The organism is Algoriphagus sp. A40 (genome assembly GCF_002002735.1).
Classification (GTDB): Bacteria; Bacteroidota; Bacteroidia; order Cytophagales; family Cyclobacteriaceae; genus Algoriphagus.
Window position 1 is genome coordinate 1 of the sequence record NZ_MUNY01000092.1, and the last position, 9,578, is coordinate 9,578.

Below are 9,578 nucleotides of genomic sequence, written 5' to 3' on the forward strand. Positions count from 1 at the left end.
CTTGCCACTTCCTTTCCTTCGATGCCGATATAAATGCTCCTGGAGCCTATATCGATTCCTGCTGAATGAAGATTGATCTTTTCCATCCGGATTAGTTTTAAATCCCAAACCCGTTGAACACCTGTAGTGCCAGGCTACCAATCGGACAAGTGAATCACTGTACCATTCTTTTGTACTCAGTTCAACGGAACCATACTCAGCGACAGGCAGGTGCACTATCACGAAGGCGGCCAAACTGTTTAGGATAAGGCTAAGTTAACCCCGTCATTTCCTTTTTGTATGTTCCCGGAATATTTAAGACTCAGCCTGACACCGATGTCACCCTGAGCACCTGACCAACGAGAGTTGGGAAGTCGAAGGGTCACTTTCGCTCCACTTCTCTCAGGTTCTCCAGTTTCTTATTTCTCAGGAATCCGTTGATGTCCTCGAAGTGTTCTTTCACGCGTTTGTTCCCAAACTCAAACACTTTGGTCACTAGCCCGTCCAGGAAGTCCCTGTCGTGGGAAACGATGACCAAGGTGCCGTCAAATGCCTTCAAAGCATCTTTGATGATGTCCTTGGTCTTCATGTCCAAGTGGTTGGTAGGTTCATCGAGAATTAGGAGGTTCACCGGCTCGAGCAATAGCTTGATCATCGCCAATCGGGTTTTTTCACCTCCGGAAAGCACTTTTACTTTCTTGTTGATGTCATCACCTTTGAACATGAAGGCTCCGAGAATGTCCTTGATTTTGGTTCGCACTTCTCCGACCGCAATATTATCTATTGTTTCGAAAATCGTCAAGCTCTCATCTAAAAGTGAAGCTTGGTTCTGGGCAAAATACCCGATCATGGCATTGTGGCCAAGTTCGCATTTGCCCTGAAAGTCGATCTCACCCATGATCGCCTTGATCATGGTAGATTTTCCTTCTCCGTTTTTCCCGACAAAAGCTACCTTTTGACCCTGCTCGATGGTCATGGAGGCGTCTTTGAACACGACATGATCTCCGTAGGTTTTGCCCATTTCGTCCACGATGACCGGATATTTTCCAGAGCGGGGCGAAGGAGGAAAGCGGAGCTTCAATGCTGAGCTATCCACTTCGTCTACTTCGATGATTTCCATTTTCTCCAGCATTTTCACGCGGGATTGCACTTGGAGAGTCTTGGAATAGGTGCCTTTGAAGCGGTCGATGAATTCCTGAATGTCGGCCATGGCACGTTTTTGTTCTTCGTGCTGCTTCTGCTGCTGCTCGCGACGCTCTTTGCGCAGCTCCAGGTAGTGGCTGTATTTGGCTTTGTAGTCGTAGATCCGGCCCATGGTTACTTCGATAGTCCGGGTGGTGATGTTGTCCACAAATGCCCGGTCGTGGGAAATGACCACGACAGCTTTCGCTTTGTTCATCAGGAAATCCTCCAGCCACTGAATGGACTCGATGTCTAGGTGGTTGGTCGGTTCATCAAGTAGAATCAGGTCGGGCTTTTGCAAAAGAATTTTTGCGAGTTCGATGCGCATCCTCCATCCTCCGGAAAACTCCGAAGTCGAGCGCTGGAAATCATCCCGGACAAATCCTAAGCCCAAAAGTACTTTTTCCACCTCAGCCTCGTAATTGACCTCTTCGATGGCATAAAACTTCTCACTTAGCTCAGACACTTGCTCGATCAACTTGTAGTAAGCGTCCGATTCGTAGTCCGTTCTGACCGTCAATTCCTCGTTGATTCGCTCGATTTCGGCCTTCATCCCCAGATAGGAGGCAAAAGCCTTGGATGTCTCCTCCATCACAGAGCAGTCATCCGCCGTCAGCAAATGCTGTGGCAAATAGGCCACGACATAGCCTTTTGGAGCGGAAACAGCTCCCGAACTCGGCTTGTTTTGACCGGCGATGATCTTAAGCAAGGTGGATTTTCCTGCACCATTTTTGCCCATGAGGGCGATCTTGTCGCTTTCGTTGATGTTGAAGGTAATATTGCTGAAGAGTGGGCTGCCGCCGTGGATGACGGCGACGTTATCGACTGAAATCATGAATCTTGGAATTGAAGGCGCAAAGGTAGGAAATTGAAGATTGAAAAATTGGAAGATTGGAAAATTGGTCAACAGTCCACTGTCCACAGACCACGGCAGGATACCAAAACTTTACCGTTAAATTTTGAGCTAAATCAAATGAAAAAAACAGGCAGTGGACCGTTGACAGTGGTCAGTTGACTACAAAAAAAGCTAAATTCGCCCCATGCTTGTAATCGTCACCGGGGTCTCAGGAACAGGTAAAACCACCCTGGGGTCACTTTTAGCCGAAAAACTTCGGCTTCCTTTTTACGATGGGGACCATTTTCACCCTGCGGAAAATATCGCAAAAATGAGTGCTGGTCATCCGCTTGACGATGTGGACAGGATTCCCTGGTTGCAGGCTTTGGCAGATAAATTGGAAGAATCGGAGCTGAAAGGAGGAGCTGTATTGGCCTGTTCAGCTTTGAAAAATGCTTACCGGGAAAAACTCTCCGTGTCCGAAAACCTCCGCTGGATCCACATGATCGGTGACCGGGATCTGATTTGGGACAGAATGCTTGCCCGCCAAAACCATTACATGAAAGCCGGAATGTTGGATTCTCAGATTGCTACCTGGGAAAAACCGCTGACAGGCCATGAACTTGATATTTCCGGGACTCCCGAAGAATTGTTCGAAGAGTCTCTCAATTACCTTAAATCTCAACCTATGAAAATGAAAATGGGAGTGATCGGAATGGGCGTGATGGGCAAAAGCCTGGCGCTCAACCTTGCCGAAAAAGGCGTTCCTGTATCACTGTATAACCGATTTGTAGCCGGAAAAGAAGAAGGAATCGCCCTGAAAGTGGTCGATGAAAATCCGGAATTTTCCAATCTGCTTGCCTTCGAGGATTTGCAAAAGTTTGTGGATTCGCTCGAAAAGCCGCGTAGAATCCTCATGATGATTCCTGCCGGTGCGGCGATTGATGCCCAACTGGATGCCTTGATTCCGATCCTTGAAAAAGATGATTTGGTGATTGATGGGGGAAATTCTTTTTACCTCGATTCTGATCGACGCGTCGCAAGACTTCATGAATCAGGCATGCACTTTTTGCCCATGGGAGTTTCCGGAGGAGAAGAAGGAGCCAGAAAAGGCCCATCCATCATGCCGGGCGGAAATGCCGAAGGCTATGCGATGGTGGAGGATTTCCTCGGAAGGATCTCTGCCAAAGACAAAAACGGCAAACCTTGTGTCACCTATGTAGGTCCTGGAGGTTCGGGTCACTTTATCAAAATGGTGCACAACTCCATCGAGTATGGAGAAATGCAGGTTTTGGCGGAACTGGTACACTTGCTTAGATTTGGATTCGATTGTTCGGCCGAGCAGGTTTCGGAGATTTTTTCCGAGTGGGGCAAAGGCGAGCTGAAGTCTTTCCTTTTGGAAATCACTGCCGATCTGTTGCTTTTCAAGGAAAATGGAGATTTGCTTTTGGATAATATCCTCGATCAGGCCGGCCAAAAAGGAACCGGTGCTTGGTCATTGACCACGGCTTTGGAATACGGAATTCCATACAGTCCGCTTGCTGAATCGGTCAATGCTCGTGGAGTGTCGGGTGAAAAGGCGATGAGAGTGGCATTCTCTCAGACTTTCAAGCATGAGTTTGCAAAAGTGGAAGGCGCTCTTGAGTCTTGGTTGCCAAAGATCAAAGCTGCTTATTCTCTGGCCAGAATCATCAATCACGAAGTTGGTTTCCGTCTGATGAAAACTGTTTCCGACACCAAGGGCTGGAACCTGAATTTCAATGAAATCGCAAGAATCTGGACGAATGGCTGTATCATCCGCTCCGGTCTGATGGAGACAATTTCTTCTAACTATTCAGACTCGGTATCCTTCTTTGAAACTTCAGGAGTAAAAGAACAGGTGATTTCAGGAAGAAAAGATCTTGCCGCGTTGGTTGGATTGGGCTTGACTCATGGATTTGCTCTGCCGGTGATGAGCGCTGGGATCAACTATTTGTTGGGGAGAATCACGGCAGAATCTTCCGCATCGGTCATTCAGGCACAGCGGGATTACTTTGGTGCTCACACTTATCAGCGAAAAGACGATCCAAGCGGGAAGTTTTACCACACGAACTGGATTTAAGATTTTTGATTTACGATTTACGAAGGGCTGGAGAAATTCCGGCCTTTTTCATTTCTAATTTTTCCCAGTACATCATTCCAAATTGCGTTTGGGTTTATCTGAATTCGGAATTGCCGTGGACTGCCGTCGGTGGTCTGTTGACAAAAATTTCCACCATCGGATTGGTTTGCAAAAAGGAAAGGGCGAAATTATGTTCTGAACCCTAACCTGGACAGCTATGAAACCTTTTAAAATTTTGTCTTGGCTCTTTTTTTTGAGCTTTTTTACTAATTCTGCACTTTTTTCCCAAGAACTCCTGATCAACCATGTGAATATCATCACCATGGAGGATGACAAAGTATTGGAAGACCATTCGATTTATGTGAAAGATGGGGTGATCATGGAAATCGCTCCCGAAGAGGAAATCAGTGTAGCTGGAATCCGGACTTTGGATGGCCGGGGGATGTATCTTTTCCCGGGTCTCGCGGAATTTCATGCACACATTCCACCACCGGAGCAATATGGAGAGGTCTTTCAGGAGGAGGTGCTTTGGATGTATTTGGCCAATGGTGTGCTGAGGATTCGCAGTATGCTGGGGCATGAGTCACATTTGGCACTGAAAGACCGGGTGGAAAAAGGAGAGATTTCCGGTCCCCGAATGTTTATTTCCGGCCCATCTCTTAATGGAAATTCTGTTACCGATCCTGATGCAGGGAGACAGATGGTTCGGGACCAAAAGGCCGCAGGCTACGATCACCTCAAGCTTCATCCCGGATTGGATACTCCAAAGTTTCTGGCCATAGCCGATGAGGCAAAGAAAGAAGGCATTTTCTACGGCGGTCACGTATCCATGGATGTCGGGCTTGTCACTTCGGTGACAAACGGTTACCGCTCGGTGGAGCACATCGATGGCTACCTGGAAGCGATGATCACCGACAAATCCAAGCTGGATCCCACCAAATCCGGCCCTTTCAATATGCTGGTTGTGGGGGATGTGGATAAAAGTTTGCTGCCCGGTTTGGTCAAAATGACCTTAGACAATAAGTCTTATATCGCACCGACTATGACGCTTTTTGAGCGGTATTTTGGCTTTCAGCCAGCTTATGAATTACGGCAGCAGCCTGAAATGTTCTACCTGCCAGGCCAACTGGTTACCCAATGGTTCAATACCAAAACCCAGTTGGAAAGCAGCGGAGTCTTGGCCGAAGCCAAAGTGAAACCCTACCTGGAGTTTCGCCAATGGCTCTTTTTGGAACTCCACAAAGCCGGAGTGCCTATGCTCATGAGCTCGGATTCCCCTCAGGTATTCAATGTGCCGGGATTTTCCATTCACAGAGAAATTGAATCCATGTCCAAAGCCGGTATGTCCAATTATGAGATTTTGAAAACCGGTTCGATAAATTGCGCTCAGTATTTTGAGGAAGGTGGAGAATGGGGAGTTTTGAAGCCAGGGGCAGCTGCTGAATTTGTAATGGTACAGAAGAATCCACTGGAAGATCTCACTACCATGCAAAAACCGCAGGCGATCATGATTGGCGGAAAGTTTATGCAGCGTGATGAATTGCAGCTCCAGTTGAATCTCATCCGGCAGAAATATATCAGACAGTAGGATTTGAGATTTTTGAATTACGATTTACGAACTCTTGAAGCTAGTTAGCCTTGTTTTAATAGCTGGGGTTTTTGATTCCAATACCTTACGACTTTGCCATCTTTCAACTTTCCAACTTAATTTTCCAATCTTTCAATTTTCCAATTTTGAAATCACAACAAAACCCATGAAATACCTAAACAATCTCGCCACTGTAGCAATCCTTTCGGCAGCAGTGGCCTGCTCTCAAAAACCAACCCAAGAACCTGTTAAAGAAGAAGTAAACCTTATGATCAAAGCTGAAAAAGTGGCCGAGCACGAAGGCCAACCGGTATTCCATTACGTCCTGGACAACGGGAATATGCAGGTGGAAATGTCTAATTATGGAGGACTGATCTCCAAAATTATTGTACCGGACAAGAATGGCAAGCTGGAAAACATTACCCTGACTTTGGATAGTGTTCCTGAATATCTGACCAAATCCAATCCGTTTTTCGGTGCAACTGCCGGCCGTGTGGCCAACAGAATTGCCAAAGGGAAATTTGAACTGGAAGGTAAACCTTACGAACTCGCTATAAACAATGGCGAAAATCATCTCCATGGTGGGTTAGTTGGCTTTAACAAAAAAGTTTGGACACCGGAAACCTACACCAATGATTCCATCGTGGGAGTAAAAATGACCTACACAAGCCCGGATGGGGAAGAAGGCTATCCCGGAACTTTGACTTCGACACTATGGATGGAACTAAGCCTTGAAAATACGCTTCGCATCCGCTTTGAAGCCACTACGGATCAAGCCACAATCGTAAACCTCACCAATCACACCTATTTCAACCTCGGTGGAATTCACCGGGATGTATTGGATCATGAGTTTCAGTTTTGGGCGGATGCCTATACTCCTGTGGACGCGGGATTGATCCCAACCGGTGAAGTAAAAGATGTGACTGGAACGCCGTTTGACTTCCGCACACCAAAAATCCTGGGTGACCAAATCACTGCCAATGGAGGAGGTTTTGACCACAACATGGTGCAAAAGCTGGAGAAATCATCCGACATGAAGCATTTCGTAAAAGTGCGCCATCCTGAAAGTGGCCGCGTGATGGACATGTATTCAGATAATGTTGGCGTGCAGTTTTACACGGCTAATTTTCTGGAGAATTTTGCGGGAGCGGACGGGATCACCTACGACAAGCACTGGGGTTTCTGTCTCGAATCCCAAAACTGGCCCGATGCGATCAACAAGCCCAACTTCCCCAGCCCGATCCTGAATCCGGGAGAGAAGTACGTGCATAACATCGAGTATCGTTTTTCGGTGGAGAAGTAGTACTAGTTTCTCGGAATTTGCAATTCCGAGGTCCTGTTTTAGGATTTCAAATCCGTGTTTTTAATTTGGGGATTAAAAATCCCAAGACAGGACTTCAGGATTGCAAATCCTGAAGAACAAAAACCCTCCAAGGCACTCAAGCCCTTGGAGGGTTTTGTTGTTTTTTGGTAGTTAATTCGGGAAAATTCCGAATTAAGTGTGAAAAAATTACAGGCTCGGTTTCAATTGAAAATTCTCACCAATTGCCCGAATTACTTTCAAGATGGTCTCAAACTGAGGTTTGGAGTCCGGAGAAAGTGCCTTGTAAAGACTTGGCCGACTTAATCCGGTTTGTTCAGCAATTTTTGACATCCCTATGGCTTTTGCTACATGGCCCAACGCAACGATAATTTCTTGAGAATTTCCTTCTTCGAGTACCGTATTGAGGTATTCTTGGACCATTTCTTCATCATTCAAGTATTCGGCAATGTCAAATTTTGTAGGTTTCATATTAGGTCTACTTGTATTCGTTCCAGATACTTTTTGCTTTTTTTATATCAGAATCCTGAGTGCTTTTGTCTCCACCAATAAGTAGTAGAATCAATTTACCACCCTGTTTCCTGAAGTAGATACGATAACCAGGGCCAAAGTGAATCCGAATCTCTTCAATTCCATCGCCAACTTGGCTTACATCACCCAAATTGCCAGATTCAATTCTTTGTAATCTCAGCAATATTATAGCCTTGGCTTTTCTGTCATTCAACTTTCTCAGCCACTTATCGAACTCCGAAGTTTTTTCGAGAAAAAACATACACAAATGTATTCACTTGGATACAGTTTTTCAAATTTTAATTTTTTCTAACCTATACTTTTTCCTACGAATTATTCCGAAAAAAGCCCATAAGCCACCACCCCCTGCGCCTCCTCAAATCCCTGATATCCACAAATTACTACTTCAAAATCGCTCAAATTACCCAAGAGTTTTAGTGCCAGTGGATTCCCAAAATGAATCAAAATACAAGGCCTACTGTTTGCTAAATCTTTGATTTCATCTAAAACCATTTGATCCATTCCAAACTGATTTAGCGGTTTATGGCTAGGGACAAAAACTGCCAAAATCACTTTTTCGACTTTATCATTTGGAGAAAAAGGAAGTTCCAATGCTTGTGAAAAATGGCTCGGGTTGGCGGTAAAAAACTCCCGATAGCCCAGTTTTCCGGCCTTAGCCAGAGCCTGTAGTTCAGCAGGATTTACTTCTCCCGAAATCACCGAAACGTAGTTCTCTGCCAGGTGTTTTTGGAGTCGGGAATGGCTTTCCCAATCGAAAGCCGGAACTTCGATAGGCTTGGATTCCAGCACTTCCAGTCGCTTTTTCAGGTCCATCACTTTTTCAAAAACAGCCTCCACTTCTTCATCTGAGGCTTTTTGAGAGATTTTTTCGATTCCATCTGTCACATGATCCGAAAAGCACAGGATGTCATTTCCGGCATGGAAAGCCTGCCATTCAAGTTCGCCGGGCTCGGGATAGAGGTTAGCAACCGCTTTCATATTCAGCGCGTCCGAGATCACGAGTCCTTGGAAACCCATTTCTCCTTTGAGCAAATCGGTGATCAATTCTCGGCTGATACTTGCCGGAATGTCTCTTCCTCCGGTAAGGGCAGGCACTGCCAAGTGTCCCACCATGATCATTTCCACACCTCGATCAATTCCGTATTGGAAAGGCAATAGTTCTTCGGCTTCCAGTTCAGCTTTGGTTTTATGCAAAATCGGTAAACCCAAATGGGAATCAGTCGCCGTATCTCCATGCCCTGGAAAATGCTTCAGGCAAGCGCTAATTCCTGCTTTTTTCATTCCGGAATAGGCAGCAAATGCAAGTTTAGCGACTTTCTCAGGATTATTTCCAAAGGACCGATACCCGATCACCGGATTGTTCGGATTTGTATTGACATCAGCGCAGGGGGCGAGATTGAGGTGGATGCCGGATCGTTTCATGTCCAATCCCATGCGGTAGCCGACTTCTTCCACCCAGGTTTCGGAGTCTTTTTTCAATGCACCCAGCGAGATGGCAAAAGGATATTGGGGCGTCTTTTCGACTCGCATCGCCAGGCCGTATTCCCCGTCGATGCTGATCAAAAGAGGGATTTTGGAAATGGCTTGGTAGCGGTTGATCAATCCGATCAGCTTTTCAAAAGTCCCGGTGACATCCAGGACTTCGGCCCGTTTTTCGAAGTTAGCTGCTGCAGAATGACGGCTGTGGAAAAAAGTCAACCCCCCGATTTCTTCTTCTAGAATCAGCTTTTCAATGACTTGGTAGTTTTCCTCGGTATCGTGAATAAATGCCGCAGGAGAGAAGCATTGGGCGATTTTTTGGGTTTTTAGCATTTGAATATTGCAAAATTGAAAGATTGGAAAATTAGGGTTTCGTGTCACCCAGAGCGGAGTCGAAGGGTGATAATTCGGATTTTCATTAAAAGGCTTCGACTTCGCTACCAATGACGAGATAATATTTATTTTGATTTTATTCAATTATCGAATGTTTATTTTGTCTGGTATACTTCCATATTCATTTCTGCTGCAAGCTTGAGAACATATTTCTTTTTTTGGTTGAGTA

General features: G+C 45.7%; 7 protein-coding genes. 3 read left to right on the forward strand and 4 right to left on the reverse strand.

Annotated features, from left to right (window positions below):
• Positions 1–361 precede the first annotated feature (361 nt).
• Complete coding sequence (locus tag B0E43_RS22645; protein WP_077353702.1) at positions 362–1,996, reverse strand: ABC-F family ATP-binding cassette domain-containing protein; 1,635 nt, start codon at positions 1,994–1,996, stop codon at positions 362–364.
• Between the two features lie 205 nt (positions 1,997–2,201).
• On the opposite strand from B0E43_RS22645, the gene gndA reads away from it, so the two are divergent.
• From gndA to B0E43_RS22665, 3 genes are all read left to right on the forward strand, one after another.
• Positions 2,202–4,097: an NADP-dependent phosphogluconate dehydrogenase gene (gene gndA / locus B0E43_RS22650; RefSeq protein WP_077353696.1), complete on the forward strand. Its 1,896-nt coding sequence runs from the start codon at positions 2,202–2,204 to the stop codon at positions 4,095–4,097.
• Positions 4,098–4,314: 217 nt separating this feature from the next.
• On the forward strand, positions 4,315–5,685 hold the full coding sequence (locus B0E43_RS22660; RefSeq protein WP_077353698.1) for an amidohydrolase family protein: 1,371 nt from the start codon (positions 4,315–4,317) through the stop codon (positions 5,683–5,685).
• A 166-nt stretch (positions 5,686–5,851) separates the two neighbouring features.
• A complete protein-coding gene (locus tag B0E43_RS22665) occupies positions 5,852–6,988 on the forward strand; it encodes an aldose epimerase family protein (RefSeq protein WP_077353703.1) in 1,137 nt (378 codons plus the stop codon).
• Positions 6,989–7,195: 207 nt separating this feature from the next.
• Here B0E43_RS22665 and B0E43_RS22670 read toward each other — a convergent pair whose 3' ends face one another.
• The 3 genes from B0E43_RS22670 to B0E43_RS22680 all read right to left on the reverse strand — a co-directional run bounded on the left by B0E43_RS22670 (position 7,196) and on the right by B0E43_RS22680 (position 9,349).
• Entirely contained in the window at positions 7,196–7,477 is a 282-nt protein-coding gene (locus B0E43_RS22670; RefSeq protein WP_077353699.1) for an addiction module antidote protein, read from the reverse strand.
• Positions 7,478–7,484: 7 nt separating this feature from the next.
• Positions 7,485–7,778 carry a type II toxin-antitoxin system RelE/ParE family toxin gene (locus B0E43_RS22675; protein ID WP_077353700.1) on the reverse strand — a complete coding sequence of 98 codons (294 nt, stop codon included), beginning with the start codon at positions 7,776–7,778 and terminating at the stop codon, positions 7,485–7,487.
• 71 nt (positions 7,779–7,849) lie between these two features.
• Positions 7,850–9,349, reverse strand: a complete 1,500-nt coding sequence (locus tag B0E43_RS22680; protein WP_077353701.1) for a glycoside hydrolase family 3 protein — start codon at positions 9,347–9,349, stop codon at positions 7,850–7,852.
• Positions 9,350–9,578 lie beyond the last annotated feature (229 nt).

What these genes read in the sequence shown, in the direction of transcription:
- gndA (WP_077353696.1), top strand. Translation starts at nt 2,202, where the DNA reads ATGCTTGTAATCGTCACCGGGGTCTCAGGAACAGGTAAAACCACCCTG.
- B0E43_RS22665 (WP_077353703.1), top strand. Translation starts at nt 5,852, where the DNA reads ATGAAATACCTAAACAATCTCGCCACTGTAGCAATCCTTTCGGCAGCA.
- B0E43_RS22660 (WP_077353698.1), top strand. Translation starts at nt 4,315, where the DNA reads ATGAAACCTTTTAAAATTTTGTCTTGGCTCTTTTTTTTGAGCTTTTTT.
- B0E43_RS22645 (WP_077353702.1), bottom strand. Translation starts at nt 1,996, where the DNA reads ATGATTTCAGTCGATAACGTCGCCGTCATCCACGGCGGCAGCCCACTC.
- B0E43_RS22670 (WP_077353699.1), bottom strand. Translation starts at nt 7,477, where the DNA reads ATGAAACCTACAAAATTTGACATTGCCGAATACTTGAATGATGAAGAA.
- B0E43_RS22680 (WP_077353701.1), bottom strand. Translation starts at nt 9,349, where the DNA reads ATGCTAAAAACCCAAAAAATCGCCCAATGCTTCTCTCCTGCGGCATTT.
- B0E43_RS22675 (WP_077353700.1), bottom strand. Translation starts at nt 7,778, where the DNA reads ATGTTTTTTCTCGAAAAAACTTCGGAGTTCGATAAGTGGCTGAGAAAG.